The sequence below is a fragment of the Corynebacterium halotolerans YIM 70093 = DSM 44683 genome, assembly GCF_000341345.1.
Classification (GTDB): Bacteria; Actinomycetota; Actinomycetes; order Mycobacteriales; family Mycobacteriaceae; genus Corynebacterium; species Corynebacterium halotolerans.
Genome location: NC_020302.1, coordinates 1,240,164 through 1,258,174, shown reverse-complemented (window position 1 = coordinate 1,258,174; position 18,011 = coordinate 1,240,164). Strand labels below are relative to the sequence as shown.

Annotated in this window: 10 protein-coding genes; 2 read left to right on the top strand and 8 right to left on the bottom strand. The window is 62.4% G+C overall.

Features of this window, described 5'->3' with window-relative positions; genetic code table 11:
• Window positions 1-276: 276 nt before the first annotated feature.
• From A605_RS05900 to A605_RS05870, 6 genes are all read right to left on the bottom strand, one after another.
• A complete protein-coding gene (locus tag A605_RS05900) occupies window positions 277-5,532 on the bottom strand; it encodes an AAA domain-containing protein (protein WP_081602092.1) in 5,256 nt (1,751 codons plus the stop codon).
• A 724-nt stretch (window positions 5,533-6,256) separates the two neighbouring features.
• Window positions 6,257-7,042, bottom strand: coding sequence for an ATP-binding cassette domain-containing protein (locus tag A605_RS05890; RefSeq protein ID WP_015400591.1), 786 nt, complete (start codon window positions 7,040-7,042; stop codon window positions 6,257-6,259).
• Window positions 7,039-8,112, bottom strand: coding sequence for an ABC transporter permease (locus A605_RS05885; protein ID WP_015400590.1), 1,074 nt, complete (start codon window positions 8,110-8,112; stop codon window positions 7,039-7,041). The genes A605_RS05890 and A605_RS05885 overlap by 4 nt, the downstream gene beginning before the upstream one ends.
• Window positions 8,109-9,092: a substrate-binding domain-containing protein gene (locus A605_RS05880; protein ID WP_482764166.1), complete on the bottom strand. Its 984-nt coding sequence runs from the start codon at window positions 9,090-9,092 to the stop codon at window positions 8,109-8,111. The genes A605_RS05885 and A605_RS05880 overlap by 4 nt, the downstream gene beginning before the upstream one ends.
• Before the next feature lie 133 nt (window positions 9,093-9,225).
• Window positions 9,226-9,513, bottom strand: coding sequence for a hypothetical protein (locus tag A605_RS05875; RefSeq protein WP_015400588.1), 288 nt, complete (start codon window positions 9,511-9,513; stop codon window positions 9,226-9,228).
• Between the two features lie 163 nt (window positions 9,514-9,676).
• A complete protein-coding gene (locus A605_RS05870) occupies window positions 9,677-10,669 on the bottom strand; it encodes an AraC family transcriptional regulator (protein ID WP_015400587.1) in 993 nt (330 codons plus the stop codon).
• 168 nt (window positions 10,670-10,837) lie between these two features.
• On the opposite strand from A605_RS05870, the gene A605_RS05865 reads away from it, so the two are divergent.
• Together A605_RS05865 and A605_RS05860 are read left to right on the top strand one after the other, a co-directional pair.
• Window positions 10,838-12,049, top strand: coding sequence for a cytochrome P450 (locus A605_RS05865; RefSeq protein ID WP_015400586.1), 1,212 nt, complete (start codon window positions 10,838-10,840; stop codon window positions 12,047-12,049).
• 4 nt (window positions 12,050-12,053) lie between these two features.
• Window positions 12,054-13,094: a 2Fe-2S iron-sulfur cluster-binding protein gene (locus A605_RS05860; protein ID WP_015400585.1), complete on the top strand. Its 1,041-nt coding sequence runs from the start codon at window positions 12,054-12,056 to the stop codon at window positions 13,092-13,094.
• A gap of 352 nt (window positions 13,095-13,446) precedes the next feature.
• On the opposite strand, the gene A605_RS05855 is transcribed toward A605_RS05860, so the two are convergent.
• Both A605_RS05855 and sucD read right to left on the bottom strand, forming a co-directional pair.
• Window positions 13,447-16,671, bottom strand: coding sequence for an immunoglobulin-like domain-containing protein (locus A605_RS05855; RefSeq protein WP_015400584.1), 3,225 nt, complete (start codon window positions 16,669-16,671; stop codon window positions 13,447-13,449).
• 450 nt (window positions 16,672-17,121) lie between these two features.
• A complete protein-coding gene (gene sucD / locus A605_RS05850) occupies window positions 17,122-18,003 on the bottom strand; it encodes a succinate--CoA ligase subunit alpha (RefSeq protein WP_015400583.1) in 882 nt (293 codons plus the stop codon).
• Window positions 18,004-18,011 lie beyond the last annotated feature (8 nt).

Genomic DNA, 18,011 nt, shown 5'->3' with positions numbered 1-18,011 from the left:
CCGGATCATCACCAACCCGCTACCAAAAGCCCGTCCTGTGAAGACCGTCCCAAACATTCTATCCCCTCTGACCCGCGCGTATTTCGGGAACCGGAGCTCTTGTGAAGCGGTACTGGGAGTCTGTGGCGAACCCCGGTACCCGATACCCACCTACCCAGAATACCGGTACCAACTCAGGCTAATCGCTATCGTGCTTCACGATCGTCACCACGCCGCTTCAAACTATTCGTTCCTAACATTTTTGAAAACCTCCCGAGGAAATACACCTCGGGCTTCTCAGGGGGATTCGAAAACCGATTTCAATGGTCCTTCAAAGAGTTTCCTTACGTTGGGTGTCAATCGGACGAGTCCATACGTACTCAAGGTCTCTCGCATGATGCATTCAGGATCATCAGAACTCTTCTCCCGATGGACGTGCTCCATAACTGCAGCGATTTCCCGGAATGGGATCTCCTGGAGCTTTCTTGAGCCTCGGGTTCTGACTACGACTCGAGCCTGCTCCGGAAGATGGAAGGTTCGCCCCTTATAACCCTGCACATTCGCCGGATTATCGGAGAGCACAGTCCCCTGCTGGAGAAGCTTGCTGATGCTGCTGTTCAGCTTCTTTTTCACCGCCGCGGTAACCCTTTGGTCTCCACCGGACGTAACGTAGCGAGTAATCCAGAGATCGCCCAGCATGGGCCCTTCAACCTCGAGGATCTCCAGCATCCCTTCGTTGATCTCAGCGCTGGTTGCCCGGTGTACGGAAACGCAGGAGCCAGCAAATTCCTCATACTCGCTCTCGAAGACTGCAGACTGCCCACTCGATTCAACGGCGGTATCCTGCCCATCAAAGTCGGCGCGCTCGTCCCGCACCTCTAGCTCGTTCCAATCGAACTGCTCAGAATCTTCCTGCGAGTACAAGGAGTGAGACAGAGGCTGGTTTCTCAGATCCTGTGGATGAGGTGAGACAACGGGATCTTCCTCAGACCAGAGCTCCTCCTCAGGCTCAATCTCCTCCCTCTCAGGAGCTTCCGGAACTGCGAGGTTATGCCCTGCACCCGCTGTCTCACTCTTCAGGGAACACGCCAAGGCATCCGACAGATCCAGGTCAAATTCAACGGACTCTTCTGAACTGAAGACATTCTCCAGCACCTCCACGTTTGATTCCACGGCTTCAGACGCAGCTTCAAGTGAGAATGGAGTGATGTCGTAGCCATCCAGTGTCTTGAACACCCGGTCCATCTCGTCGGCGCGATCCAGGTAGAAGTCTGACTCGAAGATTCGGGCAAACCGCCAGCCGAGACGCTCGAGCTCTCGCTGCCGTGATCGGTCCTCTCGTGCATGCGCCTCATTGTGCCAATGGTCGCCATCACATTCGACAGCAAGACGACCTCCGGATCCCTCAACAACCAGATCCAGCCGGTAACCAAATGCATTGTACTGGGGTATTACGTGGTACCCCCTCGATACGAGTTCGTTGTACACCCGCTGTTCAAAGAGGGAATCGAATGGCTCAACCCGTTCATCATTGGGCACCGGCGAAGACGACTTGGTTTCTGGAGCAGCCAAAGCAACATCATATGCATACTGCAGCAAACGCGCCCGGACGTCTTCAGGGCTGCTGAAGTTCTCCAGACCTGCAGAATGGAACAGCCATACCTGATCCTTGGCACGGCTTACCGCAACGTTGTAGCGCTGGGTGAAAGTGTCCCCGACTAAAGACTTTATCCGCCTGTCGGTTTCAACCATGGTGACCATGGACAGGAAGATGACATCTCTTTCTGCACCCTGGAATTCTGAGGGGCTGCCGACCTTGAGGTCTCTGTTCTCCCACACTTCCGGCGGAAGCTTCTCCAGAAGGCGATTACGGATGTAGTCAGCCTGCCCTGAAGTACTCAGCAATGAGATCACACCCATGGATTTTCCATCGTAGGCGGGATCATTGAGGCACCTCAGGAGCCGGGTGATGAGGGCATCGGCCTCCACCGTGTTGATCACCTTTTTCTTGGTGGGCGGTTGGAAGGCATTGGGGGTCTGGGTGATCTTGAATGGCGCGAGCCTGCCCGGCAGCACCTGACGAACCGGCTGGAGTTCGATGTTGTTCGGACGATAAACCAGCTGATTGGAAAATTCAATAATCTCCGGGACACACCGCCGGTGCTCCTGCAGGACAATCCGACCGCCGTAGCGCATCTCTGCGTCATCAAACAGTGACCGCTTCGGATCTGTCCACGAGGCTACATCGTCAAAATCATGCAGGTACTGTTGCGCGAGCTTCTGAATCGGCTCATGCTGAACACCAACCGCAGAAGGTGAAACCTGCTTGTTGTCACCGATAACCACAATTCGCGGAGCGAGGAACTGGAGGAAGAGGGCATCGACCCCCGCCTGTGAAGCCTCATCAACGATCACGACATCAAACATGTCTTCGTCAAGACTGAACTGCTCTACTACCTTGAAGATGGGCATGATCCACACCGGAACCGCACTCCGGCACCTGTCCAGGCGCTTCCGCACCTCGCGACGCTTTTGGTCGGCGAGTTTTCCGGTCCCCTTCCCCAGTCGTTTCACCGCCTGGGTATAGGCTACGAGGTTTGCCCTCATCGCCGGATCAATTCGGGAGCTGCCAACCGCCTGGGCCCAGGCGCGTTGCGCCGCCAAGGAAGTCACGGTGGAGGTAATCTGCTCCTCCAGGATTGCGATCTCCTTTTGAAGGACGCTGAGGTCCTCGTTACTCCGGTCCTCGATTCGCTTACCCGCCAGTGCCCAGCATCGCGCTGCTTCGGTATCCCTGACCCGCTGACGCCAGACCCCACCCCGGGCATCATTGGTGACCCGTGCGTGAAGATCACGAGACCATGTCTGAACCAGATCGGAGATCCTAGCGTACTCACGGGCATCTCCAGCCAGTGCCGCAGCCTCCTCTGCCCGCTTTCTGGCTGTCTCATAGGCTGCAACATCTCGTTGTTTTACAGCTTTGGCCATTTGCTTTGGCCACGCAAGCGTGGAATCTGCACTGATCTGTTCACATGCTTCCTTCACCGAAGTGAAGTTGGCCTCTTCCTTCTCCATCCTGGCCTTAGAAGATGAAGCAGCTTCCAGGGCTTCAAGATCCTTGAGGAAACTTAACGGTGAATCCACGTCGATTCGGAAACCGAGACTATTCCCGAATTCGGACTGCTGGCTCAGTTCAGCAATCTTGTGAAGTCGGCTAGAGCATTCCTCCAAACGGTCTGCATCATTGTTAACCTGCAGCTGAGGATCGACAGAACCCCGCTCATCAAAATAGGACCAGGAACCATGCAGATCTTCCATGATCCAATTGAAATCGACGTATGCCAGAAACTGGGTGACTTGTTCCAGTGTGGTGGGCGGCATGCCGTCGATTCTGACTGACTCAAAAAAGGGCATCGAGTCACGGACTACCCTCTTGGGAAAAAGCCCGAGCTTGACGGTTCCATCCGGCTTGGCCGAGATCTTACCGCCCTTGGTCAGGAACTCCTGAAGACTACGTGCAATCGGTACAAAGGACTCTGCATCGCCGTTAACGACAATCTTCCTGATTCCCTGGAGAGGCTCACTTGTCTTCCGTACCTCCGAGATTTTTACTCGGAGTCCCTCCAGATCCCTCCAAGCATTAGAGACCTCGAAGGAAGTCATGGCGGGGGAAAAATCCTTCGACCATGGCCGGGTGTCCTTCTCCAGCTCCTCGCATATTTCCACTGCGCGACGACCTGCCGTGACGAGCTTAGCTCGGTCATCCTGTGAGCAAGATTCCCACCGATCTAGTTGCTTTCCGGGAACCTTGTTCGCCAATGCCTGGTGCTCAGCGTTAACTGATTTCCAGTCCGAACACATGGCCTGAAAAGATTCGACCGTTGGGATGGAGTTCAGGTCAAACGTATCTGCGCTTTGGAGATGCCGGTACTGTTTTAGCTCGGGAGTTTCGAGCAGGCGCAGCCATTCGGAGATCTCTCCATCAGTGAGGGGGAAGGGGTTCTCCAGATCAGCTAAAGCTACAACCTGGATCCAATCATACTCATCCTTCTGACCCACCCACTTCTCGATCGCTCTGGAGACAGTCTCACCGTAGCCCTCGACCTCGATGGGACTACTTTCGCTCTCCATCCGGTCAGCCCATCTCCGGACCGCCCGGACACGTCTTTCCCCGAGTACGTTGAGTCGATCGTTGAGTTCACCAATTTCCTTGTCAGAAAGCTTGGAATCGAACTCGCTCGACTTCCTCGAGATGGTGTCAATAGCCACACGAAGGTCAGCTATATCTGACTCGCTGGAACCGATGACAGATACAGCCAGCTCCTGTATCTCTTTCGGCATCTTTCCCCGGAGCTCATAGAGGGCCCGGTCAGTTTCGGCAGTAACCAGGACCCGCTTTCCCTGGGCAAGCAGGTGGGACAGCAAAGCCGCCGCCATATGGGTCTTACCTGTTCCAGGAGGCCCTTGGACGATGGTCTGGGAGTGGCTATCCACTCTTTCCAGAACCGCCTTCTGGCGGGTGTTCAACGGAAGGGGGCTGAAAATATCATCGTCATTCTCATAGATCGCGCCCAGCCCGGCAGGTTCCTCTACTGAAGCCTGCTGATTGGGATCAATGAGCGCCGCCATACCATCCGGGATTCGTCCGGTCTCGAGAATCTTCTCGGCGATGGCCGCAAAGCTCATAGCAAGACCAGTTCGCTGCCGGCGTCGGAGAATGATGACGGGAGCCCAAGCCAGGGTCGGGCGACCTGATTCAGCCGGTCGAATGAGGCTTTCCGCATAAACTGCATCAGTGCTGAGACTATTCGCAGTCAGTTTTCCCAGCTCATTGAATGTCGAAGGAAGGAGCACATCACCTTCGAGATTCTCCAATTCTGACTTGACATCAGCAATGAACCTGGAATCGGAGAGGTGTTCCGCAGGAATGATGTCCAGCTCAGCAGACACGATTCCATCATCACAGCTCAGAGTCAGTTTACCGGAGTGTTTGTCCATCTCGATGGAAAGTTTTGTACTGAAGATTGGCCGCTTGATGGTGTCTCCGTCAGGCAATGCCCAGTACAGGCTTCCCAGACCGAGGATCAGTTCATACTCATCAGCCTGCTGATTGGCTTTTGTCTGAACCTCAAACATCTCCTGGTAGAGCTTCTTGAAGCGCTCATTGTCCGCCCACTCATCCCAACGGGACAGCCAATTCTTGTACTCCTTCTGAAGCAGCTCAGCACTCTTCTGCTGATCTTCATCATCGGAAGCAGTCTGGGCGTCCAGCTCCGGACGACGTTGGGGATTGGCGCCATCATTCGAAAGACGTTCTTTCAACCCAGCGCTGGGCTGAGGGAAATCAACGACCTCAGGTCGGGGTAATGCAAGGACGACTGAGTCATCCCCCTGCTCTACAGCACTTTCTTCTACCTCGAGAACCCCGGCAAGGGAGGGGCCAAGACGAAGCGATGAGCCGCCCTCTTTGGCGAAGGAAGTCAGTTCAGACAGCCAGAAATACTTTCCGTCTCTGGAAAAGTCCGAAAGCGTCAGAACCTTCTTTTCCTTCATCTTCTGTACCTCAGACAGGTACTGGAAGAGTCGAGCGGCTTTCTCAGTATTGGGTCGCAACGTATCTATCTCCGAATTGGTCTTACCTGAGGGGACTTTCTCTCCCTTAGGCGTTAATCATGCCTGAGCAAGGATGGCGCGTTCGCAAAGCCCAACCGGGAAGATCCGGCTGTCAATGTTATTCGCAGTGGCCTGCAGCCTCACGTGGTAGCAGTTCTATACTCCTGGTGACCTTCCTTCCCCAGCTTCTCGAAATTCTCCTCCCATTGCTTTCCATCCATGGATCAGCTGCTCAGCCGGGAATGAGCTTCTGGTAGCTGAGAAAGAGGTGTTTATTCGATCCATGAAAGATCATTTTTGGATCATAGTCGGTGGTTTCAGCTCAGTCATATCGTTTCAGCTCAGTCATATCTCAGTCTTTATGACTCGGAGAATCGGTTGAAGATCACTATCAAAGAGGGTAGATCCGTTGCCCCCAAACCTCTGACGCCACCATTCAGGTATAGCCCACCTCAATGGATAGCTCCTCAGAGCTACGCAGGGAACCCTGTGAGATCGTCAACCTGCAGGAGCACCAGCGTGACCCCTCTCGGAAAGTTGCCTGCCGTCCTTCGTTTTCGTCGAAGACCTGCAGCTCCTGAGCGGTGTGGAACCTCGGGCTGGCCCAGGGCCGCTGATGTTCTCCTCCGGGGAAGGATCTGCAGCCGCCCATCCGAGGCAGCTCCTAACCCCTCAACTCATGCCCCAACGAGTCCAGCTCTCCCCCACCAGCCATCTGCAGGGTCAGCTCCTCGAGTGTCACATCGTCGCGCGAAGCATCCAGCACCTGTCGGCCCAAGCTCAGCAGCACGAAATGGTCGCCCACCAGGTAGGCGTGATGCGGGTTGTGAGTGATGAAGATGACTCCAATCCCGCGGTCTCGGGCCGCGGCGATAAAACGCAGCACCATGCCAGACTGCTTCACACCCAGCGCCGCGGTCGGTTCGTCGAGAATCAGCACCTTCGCCCCGAAATAGATCGCCCGCGCGATCGCCACCACCTGGCGCTGACCGCCGGACAGCGAGGCAACGGGCACGTCAACGTCACGCAGCTCGATGCCCATCTCGCGCAACTGTTGGTCGGCGATCTTGCGCATCTCTTCTTCACGCAGTCGGCCGAGGAAGCCCGTGAGCTCCTGGCCGAGGAAGAAGTTACGCCACACGCTCATCTGCCCCACCACCGCCAGGTCCTGGTAGACAGTGGCGATGCCTGCAGCCAGGGCGTCGCGCGGGGAGCCAAACGCCACTTCCTCCCCTGCCACATACATCACGCCGGAGGAGGCCGAATGCAGGCCCGCCAGCACCTTGATCAGCGTGGATTTGCCGGCACCGTTGTCGCCGAGCACGCAGGTGACCTGGCCGGCGTGCACGGTCAGGGACACCGAGTCCAGGGCCCGGTAGGCGCCGTAGTCCTTGGAGATCTCCTCGAGGCGGACCAGTTCGGTGCCGGTCGCATCAAAGTTCCCGCTCATGACCTCTCCTTGGTGAACTTCTCGAAGCGGTTATTGGTCAGGACGGCGAACAGCAGCATGGCACCGAGGAAGAACATGAACCAGTCGGGGTTCCAGCCGGCGTAGACGATGCCCTGGTTGACCATGCCGAAGATCAGCGCGCCGATGGCGGTGCCAATCACCGTGCCGCGGCCACCGGTCATGGAGCAGCCGCCGATCACCGCAGCGATGATGTAGAGAAACTCGTTGCCCACGCCCTGGCCCGCCTGGATGGAGTCGAACATGAACAGGTTGTGCATACCGACGAACCAGGCGGCGAAGCCGACGAACATGAACAGGATGATCTTCACGCGCTTGACGGGCACGCCGACGGCGCGGGAGGCGTCCTCGTCGCCGCCGACGGCGAAGATCCAGTTGCCGAACTTTGTCTTGTAGAGCAGCCAGCTGCCCAAGGCCACGAAGAGGATCCACCAGAAGACGGTGACGCGGACGTCGACGCCGAAGATGGTGACGGTGCTGGCGAACACGGCGCGTGCGGAGGGGAAGCCCTCCATGTCGGAGATGATCGGGGTGGCCACCTGTCCGGTCACCAGCTTGGTCACCGCCAGGTTCAGGCCCTGGAGCATGAGGAAGGCGGCCAGGGTGATCAGGAAGGATGCGATCTTGGTCCGGGTGACCAGGTAGCCGTTGAAGAACCCGATGGCCAGGGAGATCAGCAGCGCCAACCCCGCGCCCACCCAGGAGTTCAGCCACAGGTTGTAGTTGAGCATCGTCGCGGCCAGTGCCGCGGTGGTCACGGCGACACCGGCGGAGAGATCGAACTCGTTGCCGATCATCAGCAGGCCGACGGCCACGGCCATGATCCCGATCGTCGAGCTGGCGTAGAGCACCGTGGCGAAGGCGTCGAAGGAGCGGAAGGCCGGGGCGACGATCATGAACAGGGCGAAGATGATGACCGCGCCCAGCAGGCTGGTCAGTTCGGGTCGCCGGATCAGCGCGGCGAGACCACTTGATGAGGCCTCGTTCTCCCCCGGCGCCTTCCTCGTCGCCTTCGCTGCGGTCGTCCCGGTGGTCTCGGTCGTCGCGGTCATCGCAGGCCCTCCTTCGCGGCCTCGGCGATGGTGTCGATATTCGAGGCGTCGACGAAGCTCGGGCCGGTGTAGACGGGACGCCCGCCACCGACGGTGCTGCCGTTGCGGTGGGCCAGCCAGATGGCATCAATGGCCAGGTAGCCCTGCAGGTAGGGCTGCTGGTCGATCGCCCACTGGATGTCACCGTTGCGGACGGCGTCCACCAGCTGCGCGTTGGTGTCGAAGGTGGCGATCTGTGCCTGCGAACCGGCGCCGTTCACGGAATCCACGGCGGTCAAGGCCACCGGGGTCACCAGGCCCATCACCCAGTCGATGGAGGGGTCCTGGGAAAGCTTGGCCTGCAGGGTCGACTGCACGGAGGTCAGGTCCATGCCGTTGACGTAGATGGTCTCCACCTCGCCGGTGCCACCCATTCCGTCCGCGACCCCGGCGCAGCGGTCCTCCTGGGAGGAGTTGCCCTGCTCGTGGATCACGCACAGCACGTGTGCCGCGCCGTCGGCAGCCAGCCGCTCCCCCGCCCGGGTGCCGGCGACCCGCTCCTCCTGACCGAAGAAGCCGCTCAGGCCGAAGTCCTGGTAGCGCTCCATGCCGGCGTTGAGCCCCACGACGGGGATGTCGGCGTCGACCGCGCGCTGCGCGACCGGCCCCAGGGCGTCGGCGTTGGGCATGGTCACGGCCAGGCCGTCCACGTTCGAGTCGATGGCCGACTGGATCAGATTCGCCTGGTTCGGCACCTCCGGGTCGGCGGAGTAGCGCAGCTCGATGTTGTTCTTCTGCGCGGCGTCCTCGGCACCCTTGCGCACCAGGTCCCAGAAGGTGTCCCCCGGCGCGCCGTGGCTGACCATGGAGACCACCAGCCGCGGGGTGTCGACGGTCCCGCCGCCCTCCGCGCCCGCGGTGGGTCGCGGGGCCCCGCCGGTGGCGGAGCATCCGGTCAACACGAGTGCGGCGCCGAGCGCCGCCGCGGCCACTACCCGCAGCCTGAGAGAGCCCTGGAAGATTTTCACCCTAGTGAGTCAACGCAGGTCAAGGGGTTAAGTCAAACGCTTGGCGGGGTTTCCGGATCGATTCAGAGGGGTTTATCTGCGGCGATGTTCTCCCCCGAAAGTGTGCTCACTCCTCCCCCGCCGGTTGCCCGGGCTCATAGTCCTTGAGGTAGACCCCGATGATCTCCACGGCGGTGATGTCGGCGAGTTCGAGCGCCCGACGCGAGCGATCGGCCAAATCCCGCAGCGTGAGGATGCCGCGGTAGCCCTCATGGTCCAGTGCCCGGGCCTGCCCGACGTCGATGAGCCGCTGTTCCCCGCACCGGCGGATCACGCGGACGATCAGCGCCTCATCGAGTGCCTCGCGCAGCACGGCGAGGTTGTGGCGCTGCCATTGCTCGAGCCCGGTGTCCATGCCCCGGGATGCTAGCCGGCGAGCTGAACTCTGCCGTGATTCCCGCAGCAAAACGACGCCGCTAGGACAACCCGGAGCAAAGCATCGGAACCAGCTTGTTTCAAGGACCTGCAGGATGCTCACCTTCACCAAGCGCGTGCCAGCTCCCAGCACTGTTTTAGAGTTACGGCGCGGGAGGGATGGGCGTGGAATCATAAGCATTTTCTCGTGCGCGACGTGTCACCTCTGACGGCACGCATCCGAACCGCGTCCGAAACTCTTTGGCGAACCGGCTCAGATGGTTGAACCCGCACGCGTAGGCCACCTCATGCACCGGTGTCTCTCCGTCGGATGCGGCGAGCAGTCGATATGCGTGGTCCAGGCGAACACGTAGTAACCACGCCGTCGGTGCTATTCCGACGTAATCCCGGAACGCCTGCTGCAGGCGCCGCCGCCCGACACCGGAGATCGCGGCCATATCGTCCAGGCTCCACCGTCGGCCCGGGTCCCGTTCCACAGCGTCGCGAACGCGGCGGACCATATACGGGCCGGGAGGGGCAATCCCAGCCGCTGGAGCGAGGAAATTCGCCATCGGCGCGGCGACGGATGCCACAAGCGAGTCACGGAATGCAGGCAGGGATGTTGCGGCGGGGTCCGAGATGATGTGCTCGCCCGAGGATCGGATGAAGGTCACCCACGAGCGACCCTCGCCAGAGCGCAGGTCCAACACTGCCGGAGCTGTCTCTTCGAGCGGAGCGGAGACTGTTGTGTCGGCGGCGAGGTGACGGTGGAGCACCTCCCGATCGATCTTAATTCCGAGCACTGTCGCGTCCGCGCCCCAGTGGGTGATGGTGCTGCGTTTCCCGGGGAGGAAGACGGCGGCCTCGCCCGGACCGGCGGTCCACTCACTCCCGTCCCGTTCCCAGGACAGTGTCCCCTCGAGCACAACATTCACCTCGTAGGCGTCCTGCGCGTAGTCGCAGTCGAGGGTGATGTCTGTGCCCCATCGGATCCTCCCGAGGGTGAGTGGCCCGAGGTCTAAAGTGCGCACGACACCGGGGGCGGCAGCACGGTTGAGTCGCTGCAGGTCGTGCGGGAAGTATGCACGCGCCACGGCGGCGTGCATTTCTAGCAGGTCGCGGGAGCACAGGTCCTGGACGGTGCTGGGCTCGGACATCGTTCGCCTCCTGGAGGGTGCCCGCCTGGAGAGGGGCAACAGGATGGTGCACTTTCCGGATAAATAATGCGCATCCCGGATAGGGCAACTGTGACTTGAACCATATTATGCGAGTCGTTAGGACTTGCCACACAGATTGACCGAGAGGATGCAGTCATGACGCTGACCATGCAAGAAACTCCCCAGTGGATCGCCGAGGTCTCCATGGAGGAACTGGAACGCAATCCCTATCCGTTCTACAAGCGTCTGCGGAACGAGGCCCCCCTGGCCTTCGTGCCCGTGCTCGGGGCCTACGTTGCCTCGACTCGCCGCATGTGCGAGGAGATCGCCCACCACCCCATGTTCGGCGGCGTCATCACCAAGGCCGGCGGACGTACCTTCGGGCACCCCGCCGTCATTGGCGTTAACGGGGACATCCACGAAGACCTCCGCTCGATGGTCGACCCGGCCCTGCAGCCATCCGAGGTCGACCGGTGGGTTGAGGACATGGTGCGCCCCATCGCGCAGCGGTATGTGACAGAGATCGAGATGAACGGCTCTGCCGATTTGATGGCCGAGTACTGCGAGAAGGTTTCGGTTCGCGCCGTGGGCAACCTACTGGGACTGGCGTCCGTTGACGAGTCCACCCTGCGGGACTGGTTCCACCGGCTCAGCCGTTCCTTCACCAACGCCGCCCTCAACGAAAATGGTGAGTTCGCCAATCCTCGCGGGTTCGACGACGGCGATGCCGCCAAAGCGGAGATTCGCGCCGTAGTCGACCCGTTGATTGATCAGTGGATCGAGCACCCCGACGACTCGGCGATGTCGCACTGGCTCCACGACGGCATGCCGGAAGGCCAGACGCGCGACCGCGAGTACCTGTACCCGACGCTTTTCGTGTTCCTGCTCGGCGCCCTCCAGGAGCCCGGCCACGCCATGGGCTCTACGCTAGCCGGACTCTTCTCCCGGCCCGAGCAGCTCGAAGCCGTCATCGACGAGCCGGCTCTCCTGCCCCGGGCCATCGCTGAGGGGATGCGCTGGACTTCACCGATCTGGTCCGCCACAGCGCGGATATGCGAAGAGGACATCGAGATCGATGGCGTCCTCATCCCCGCCAATACCCCGGTAATGATGTCCTACGGCTCCGCCAACCACGACACGAACGCCTACAACGCCCCGTCGGAGTACGACCTGCGCCGCCCGCCCCTGCCCCACCTGGCCTTCGGTGCCGGCAACCACGCCTGCGCCGGTATCTACTTCGCAAACCATGTCTGCCGCATCGGGCTTGAGGAGTTGCTGGACACGTTTCCGAACCTTGAGCTGAAGCCAGATTATGAGATCGATTTCTGGGGCTGGGGCTTCCGCGGCCCCACCGAACTGCCCGTCGTGTGGGAGGTCTAAGACCATGGACCAGCACACCGTCACCATCGCCACCGGGGACCAGGTTCCCTGCGCAGAAGACCAGCCTCTGCTGGACGCGGCACTGCGCCGGGGCGTGTGGCTCCCAAACTCCTGCAACCAGGGCACCTGCGGCACGTGCACCGTGCGCGTGGTCGACGGTACCGTCGACCACCGCGACAGCCCCCACGTCACGCTCTCACCCACGGACCGTACCCAGGGCTTGGCCCTGGCCTGCCAGGCCACCCCATGTGGAGACGTCGTCATTGAGCCGGAGCATTCTTCCGGAGGCGCCGGCGCCGTCCATCCGCTCCGCGACCTCGTCGGGACAGTCACCGCCATCGAGGACATCGCCGAAGAGACGCGCAGCGTGGTGCTGCGCCTCGACGAACCACTCGGGTTCACCCCTGGCCAGTACATCGAACTTACTGTCCCGGGCACGGCATCCCAGCGCCACTACTCGATCGCGAACGTTCCCGGCCCGGATGGGACAACTCGCAAGATCGAACTGCATATCAAGCGGCAACCCGATGGCCTCGCCTCCGATCGCTGGGTCTTCGACACCATGTCCATTGGGGAGCGAGTGGAGGTTAGTGGCCCGTTAGGAGACTTCCGGTGCGCCGACCTCGACTCCGACGGCGGCATCATCATGGTTGCCGGTGGCACCGGATTGGCTCCTATCCTGCCCATCCTTCAGACCCTTTTGGACGCCCGGCCGGATCGCGAGGTGCATCTCTACCAGTCGGCACGCACGAAGGAGGAACTCTACGCACGGGAGCTGCTGTCCGAGCTGGAGACACGGCACGCGAACCTCGTCGTGAAGCCGTGTCTGACCCGGCAGACGTGGGGCGGGCGGACAGGGTACGCCTCCGACTTCATCGTTGAGGACTTCGGGACCCTTCGCGGCTGGTCCGGCTACCTGTGCGGCCCACCCGCACTCGTCGAGGCAGGACGACGCGCGTTCAAGCGGCGGCGCATGTCGCCGCGACGGATCCACTGGGAGAAGTACACGTCGGCAGTCACCGGGAGCATAACGGTGCCAACATAACCTTCGAGATTGAGCTACTCGCCCTCCCCGGAAGTCGAAGTCCCCAGCCGTGGAACATGGCTGGGGGTTTCCGCTCAATACTCTCTATTGAGTTGCGTGACCATTAGCTTCGTTTGGCGGCTTCCTACAACTTCGAACGGCGTTCCAGAGAAGACCAGCAACGGAGCAATAATCTTCGGAGAACGACGCACCACAGCTGGACGGATCCGCCGTACATCCTCTACAGGCTGGGACAGCACGGACGTCGGCGTCGGCCAGCGCGCGCCTCCCGCGCCGTCGAAAGCGACGTCGATAAGCAGGAAACCTCCCCTGCCGGAGGGCATTCCGGCGGGGAGGTTCGGAGTCGGGCCGACTACAGGCGGAACAGTCCGGCGATGGCGTCGAAGATGCCGCGCAGGGCACCGCCGAACGCGTCGAAGATGCCGAGGAGGCCGTTCGAGGAACCGGAGCTGCCGGAGGAACCCGCAGCGGAGCCCGAGGAGTCCTCGGAGCTACCGGAGTCGTCCTGCTCCCCCGCCTCGACGACAACCACGCGGTTGGCCACGGCCTGGTTGCCGTTGGCGTCGCTGACCGCGTAGGTGATCGCGTAGCGGCCCGGCGTGGTGGTGTCCACGTTGCCGATGACCTCGATGCTGGAGCTTACGTCGCCGTCCACGTCGTCGGTGGCGGTCACGCCGTCGAGCAGGTCCACCTGCTCACCGGCGCGCACGACCAGGTCCTCCGACGGGACGGAGAGCTCGGGTGCGGTGGTGTCGGTGCCGGCGTCGCGGGCGGTGAACACCGCGAACTGACGGGTGGAACCCGGGGTGACGTCCTCGCCGGTGACGGCGTCGCGGCTGGTGGCGTACCAGGCGTAGACCTCGCCGGACTCCAGGCCGTCCCACTCCACAGTGGCCGGCCAGCCGGAGGCCGCCTGGGCCTCGCCGATGGTCTCGCCGGTGTCGCCGACCAGGGTCAGGCCATCGGTGCTGAAGCTGGTCCTGCGGGTCTCGAACTGGATGGGCAGGCGGGTGTCGTCCTCGGTGCCGTTGTAGCGGCCGCGGGTGTCGTACTCGGAGGCGCCGAAGTTGTCGAGGAACGGCGAGTAGGTGTCGACGATCATCTCGCCGGCGTCCAGGTCGAACTGCAGCAGGCGCAGGAAGGAGGCGCCGAACTGCAGGCCGTCGTCCGGGTTGTAGCCGCCGACCTCGGTCAGACCGAGCTCATCCGCGCTGACCTCGTAGAACTGGTAGTCGGCGAGCAGCTCGACGACGTGGTTGCCCTCCGTGCCAGCGTCGTTGCGGGTGACGATGGAGACGCCGTGCTCGTGGCCGGAGAGAACGAGTGCGACGTTCGGGTTCTTCTCGACGACCTCCTGCAGAACGAGCACGCCGTCGTGGGAGGGGCCGGCACCGCGGCCGTCGGGGCTGTTGCTGGGATCGTTGTAGGCGTGGGTGAGCACGATCGCGTTGCGGTCGGAGTACTGCTTGAGGACGCCGTCGGCCCAGGCGGCCTCCTCCTCGGTGACGTCGTAGCCGAGGCTGACGGCGACGAAGTCCAGGCCGGCGGCGCTGAACAGGTCGTAGTGGTTGTCGTTGTCGCCCGGCTTCCACGGGTGGTGGGAGGCGTTCTGCTCCTGCCAGGCCGCGGTCTCCTCGAGATCCTCGTAGCGCTCGGGGCCGAAGTACTCGTTGTAGAGGTTGTCCGCGCCGTTGTCCTGGCCGGTGACGTTGTCGTGGTTGCCGGGCAGCACGCCGTTGACCACGCCCGCCTCGTCCAGGATCTCCTGGGCCTGGTCCGCGACCTCGAACTCCTCGCGGGCGCGGTCCTCGTGCTCCCAGTCATCATCCTGGTGCCAGTTCTCGATGATGTCGCCGGTGTGCGCGTGGTAGGCGATCTTGCGTTCGTCGGCGTTCTCGGCCACCCACTGGGTGGCGTCCTCGTAGGCCTGGCGCCAGACGGCACGCTCCTCCTCGGTCTCCTGCTCCACGGCACCCTCGGAGATGTACTGGGTGTCGGTGTGGTGGGAGATGGCGAAGTCGTACTCGTCCGGGTCGGCGAAGCCGTCGCGGACCGGCTCGTCCAGGTTGTCGGCGAAGGGGTCGTAGCCGACGACCATGGCGTGGACGACGTCGCCGTCGACGTACTCGCCGCCGACCTCGGCGGCGATGCTGACCTGGCCGTCGGCCACGCCGTTGGTGGAGCCGAGCTCATCCCAGGTGCCCTGGGCGGTGTTCCAGGCGAACAGGCGAGCCGTGCGGGTCGGATCGACGGCGCCGTTCCACACCAGCTGGTGGCCGTTCTCCGCGTTCTCCGGCATCGCGACGTCGAAACGCTGGAAGGGCAGCCGGCCGGTGGAGACGGACTCCACGGAATTTCCGTCGCCCGGCTTGACCTGGTCGGTGATCTCCGCGCCCTCGGAGTGCTCGAAGTCCAGGGTGGTGGGCAGACCATCGAGCACGCCCTGGAAGCCCTCCTGGGCGGTGCTGGTCGCGCCCTCGGTGAAGGTGGTGACCACATCTCCGCCGGAGGGGTTCTCCGCGATGGCGGACAGGGAGACGGTCCCCTCACCCTGCGCGGTGTCGGTGCCGCCGTCGACGGGGATGTCACCGCTGGTGAAGGTGATCTCCTCGGTGAAGTCGTTGCCGAAGACATCCACGGCCTCGAGGGCGATCACGTGCTCGCCCTCGGTCAGCCCGGGGCCGATCAGGTCGCCGGGGGCGATCTCCTCGCCGTCCAGGGTGTAGCGGACCTGCGGGCTGAGCAGGGCCGGGTCGACGAACTCGACCTGGAACTCGGCGGCCTCGGTCAGGCGCGCGCCGGCGGCCGGGGTGGTGGAGGCGATCTCCAGGCGCTGCTCGGACTCGCGGTCGGACTGCTCGTAGAGCGCCGCCGCCTCGGCCGCGTTGATCGGCTCCGAGAAGATCTTGGTGCTCTTGACCGTCGCCTCGGCCATGAACTGCGGGGAGTTGTTGGATCCGCTGTCGGCGCCGAGGGTCAGCGCGGTGGAGTTGGAACCCGGGCGCTGCATCTCACCGGCGGCGGCGGTGGTGTCCACCAGCTCGCCGTTGACGTAGAGCTGGGTCTGCTCCCCGTCCCAGACGCCGACGGCGTGGTACCAGCGGCCCTCCTCGATCTGGGTCCGGGCCTGCTTGTAGCCTCCGCCGACGTGCGTGGTGAAGGTCAGGTCATCGCCGTAGACGACCATGGCGAAGCCGCCGGCCTCCTTGTTCGCGCACAGGGACTTCTCACTGCCGTCGAAGGTGCCGTCGTAGCGGAAGACACACTCCACGGCCAGGCCGTCGGCCAGCTGTGCGTAGTCATCGCCGATCTCGTACATCAGCGCGTCGTCGAAGCCGTCGAACCGCGCGACCCCGCTGTCGATGGCCCCGTCCTCCTCGAGCACGGGGTCGCCGGCGATCTCCGCCGGGATATTCTGCGCGGTGTCGGCGGTGTTGCCGCCGTCGAACCGGACGTCGAGGATGTCCGCCGCCGGTGCCTCCTGGGCGTGCGCCATGCCCACGTTCGCCAGCTGCGCGGTGCCGAGGGCGCCGGCCACCGCGAGGGCGGTCGCCGACCGGGTTACCTTGGATGTCATTGAGTTCTTGTTCCGTTCCATGTTTGATTGTCAACTCCGACCGGATGGGGTCCTACCACCCCATCCGGCACGAGCGCCGGTTTCCCGGGCCCTCGAATAAGGTATGGCTATCCATTTAATTCGGAATCAAGCATGGGAGAACAGTGGGAGAAAGCTGTGTGACATCCGGATGAATTGTGAATATAAGCTGTTTTTTCTTGGTATAGCCTGAAACAACGCTTACATCGGGATGTCCGGCGAGACATCGACCAGTAACGTTCCGCCGCCTCCCGCACCGCCCGTCGGGGCGATGGTCAGTGGAATTGGAGGGCGCGGCGAGCTGCGGTGCCCGCCGTGGCCGCGCCGGGCACCGCTGCCCCGATCATTGCCGGACCCCCGCACCCGGCCACCACGTGTTCATCGCGAATGTTTTCTGCGCATCCGAAACCGGAGGCAGGTGACGCGTGCGATCTACAGGCCCGCGACGACCTCCTTGATGAGGTTCGCCGTCTCGCTCGGGGTGGTGCCGACGCGCACACCGGCGGATTCGAGGGCCTCCTTCTTGGCCTGGGCGGTGCCGACGGAGCCGGTGACGATCGCGCCCGCGTGGCCCATCGTCTTCCCCTCGGGGGCCGTGAAGCCCGCGACGTAACCGACGACCGGCTTCGTGAGGTGCGCCTTGATGAACTCGGCCGCACGTTCCTCGGCGTCGCCGCCGATCTCCCCGATCATGACGATCGCCTCCGTGTCCGGGTCGGCCTCGAACGCTTCGAGCGCGTCGATGTAGGTCGTGCCGATGACGGGGTCGCCGCCGATGCCGATGGCGGTGGAGATACCGACCTCGGACAGCTCGTACATCATCTGGTAGGTCAGCGTCCCCGACTTCGAGATGAGCCCGATGGGACCCGAGCCCGTGATGTTCGCGGGCGTGATGCCCGCCAGCGAGACCTCGGGGGTGATGATGCCGGGGCAGTTCGGGCCGATGATGCGCGTGCCGCCGACCTTCCGGGCGTGCGCCCACGCCTCCGAGGTGTCCTTGACGGGGATGCCCTCGGTGATGACGACGGCGAGCGGAATCCGCGCGTCGACGGCCTCGATGATCGCGGCCTTCGCGAAGGCCGGGGGGACGAAGATGACCGAGACATTGGCGCCCGTCTCCATGGCTTCCGCCACGGTGCCGAAGACGGGTAGCTCGGTGCCGTTCAGCGTGACCGTCTGTCCGGCCTTGCGGGGGTTGGTGCCGCCGACGACATTCGCGCCCGAGGCGAGCATGCGGGTCGCGTGCTCCGAACCCTCTGAGCCCGTGATGCCCTGGACGATGATCCGGGAGTTCTCGTCGAGGAAGATCGACATGGTTTTTC

Bases quoted from the DNA above. Each gene is read 5' to 3' on its own strand.
- A605_RS05900 (WP_081602092.1), bottom strand. From the start codon at position 5,532: ATGAAGGAAAAGAAGGTTCTGACGCTTTCGGACTTTTCCAGAGACGGA.
- A605_RS05890 (WP_015400591.1), bottom strand. From the start codon at position 7,042: ATGAGCGGGAACTTTGATGCGACCGGCACCGAACTGGTCCGCCTCGAG.
- A605_RS05885 (WP_015400590.1), bottom strand. From the start codon at position 8,112: ATGACCGCGACGACCGAGACCACCGGGACGACCGCAGCGAAGGCGACG.
- A605_RS05875 (WP_015400588.1), bottom strand. From the start codon at position 9,513: ATGGACACCGGGCTCGAGCAATGGCAGCGCCACAACCTCGCCGTGCTG.
- A605_RS05870 (WP_015400587.1), bottom strand. From the start codon at position 10,669: ATGTCCGAGCCCAGCACCGTCCAGGACCTGTGCTCCCGCGACCTGCTA.
- A605_RS05865 (WP_015400586.1), top strand. From the start codon at position 10,838: ATGCAAGAAACTCCCCAGTGGATCGCCGAGGTCTCCATGGAGGAACTG.
- A605_RS05860 (WP_015400585.1), top strand. From the start codon at position 12,054: ATGGACCAGCACACCGTCACCATCGCCACCGGGGACCAGGTTCCCTGC.
- A605_RS05855 (WP_015400584.1), bottom strand. From the start codon at position 16,671: ATGACATCCAAGGTAACCCGGTCGGCGACCGCCCTCGCGGTGGCCGGC.
- sucD (WP_015400583.1), bottom strand. From the start codon at position 18,003: ATGTCGATCTTCCTCGACGAGAACTCCCGGATCATCGTCCAGGGCATC.